1 rRNA gene is annotated in these 1,453 nt (G+C 49.9%); it reads right to left on the bottom strand.

Annotation, left to right across the window (positions count from 1 at the left end):
- Positions 1-1,282: ribosomal RNA gene (locus PR809_RS20020) — 23S ribosomal RNA — on the bottom strand; the annotation flags it as partial.
- Between the last annotated feature and the right edge of the window lie 171 nt (positions 1,283-1,453).

Here is a 1,453-nt window from a genome sequence, read left to right on the forward strand (position 1 = left end):
TTCGCTGCCGCAGCTTCGGTGCATAGTTTAGCCCCGTTACATCTTCCGCGCAGGCCGACTCGACCAGTGAGCTATTACGCTTTCTTTAAATGATGGCTGCTTCTAAGCCAACATCCTGGCTGTCTGAGCCTTCCCACTTCGTTTCCCACTTAACTATGACTTTGGGACCTTAGCTGGCGGTCTGGGTTGTTTCCCTCTTCACGACGAACGTTAGCACCCGCCGTGTGTCTCCCGTGATAACATTCTTCGGTATTCGTAGTTTGCATCGAGTTGGTAAGTCGGGATGACCCCCTAGTCGAAACAGTGCTCTACCCCCGAAGATGAGTTCACGAGGCGCTACCTAAATAGCTTTCGGGGAGAACCAGCTATCTCCCGGTTTGATTGGCCTTTCACCCCCAGCCACAAGTCATCCGCTAATTTTTCAACATTAGTCGGTTCGGTCCTCCAGTTAGTGTTACCCAACCTTCAACCTGCCCATGGCTAGATCACCGGGTTTCGGGTCTATACCCTGCAACTCATTCGCCCAGTTAAGACTCGGTTTCCCTACGGCTCCCCTATACGGTTAACCTTGCTACAGAATATAAGTCGCTGACCCATTATACAAAAGGTACGCAGTCACCCCACCCCAAAGCACATTCACTGCTTGTTTTGTGTGTTGGACGTCGCAAAAAGCGCTCCGTCAACGCGTGTTGAATGCCACTTCAAAGTTGTCCTCAACACCAGAAAATGCTTTGGTGGTGGGGCTCCCACTGCTTGTACGTACACGGTTTCAGGTTCTATTTCACTCCCCTCGCCGGGGTTCTTTTCGCCTTTCCCTCACGGTACTGGTTCACTATCGGTCAATCAGGAGTATTTAGCCTTGGAGGATGGTCCCCCCATATTCAGACAGGATAACACGTGTCCCGCCCTACTCGTCGAGTTCACAACACTAACACCTTCGGATACGGGGCTATCACCCTTTACTGCCGGACTTTCCAGACCGTTCTCCTGATGCTAATGCTGATTAAGACTCTGGGCTGCTCCCCGTTCGCTCGCCGCTACTAGGGGAATCTCGGTTGATTTCTTTTCCTCGGGGTACTGAGATGTTTCAGTTCCCCCGGTTCGCTTCGTTTGACTATGTATTCATCAAACGATAGTGCAACGAATTGCACTGGGTTTCCCCATTCGGAAATCGTCGGTTGTAACGGTTCATATCACCTTACCGACGCTTATCGCAGATTAGCACGTCCTTCATCGCCTCTGATTGCCTAGGCATCCACCGTGTACGCTTAGTCGCTTAACCTCACAACCCGAAGGTGTCTTTTTTGTCACTCGACACAAAACCCGACGGCTTCTGTCTGTTGACGACATCTTCAAGTTGAGATTTTTGAGAGACTCTCACATTGTTTAAGCGATAAACAATGTGCGTTGTTTTCAATTTTCAGCTTGTTCCAGATTGTTAAAGAGCATAATT

Source organism: Providencia sp. PROV201 (assembly GCF_028479545.1).
GTDB classification, from domain to species: domain Bacteria; phylum Pseudomonadota; class Gammaproteobacteria; order Enterobacterales; family Enterobacteriaceae; genus Providencia; species Providencia huaxiensis.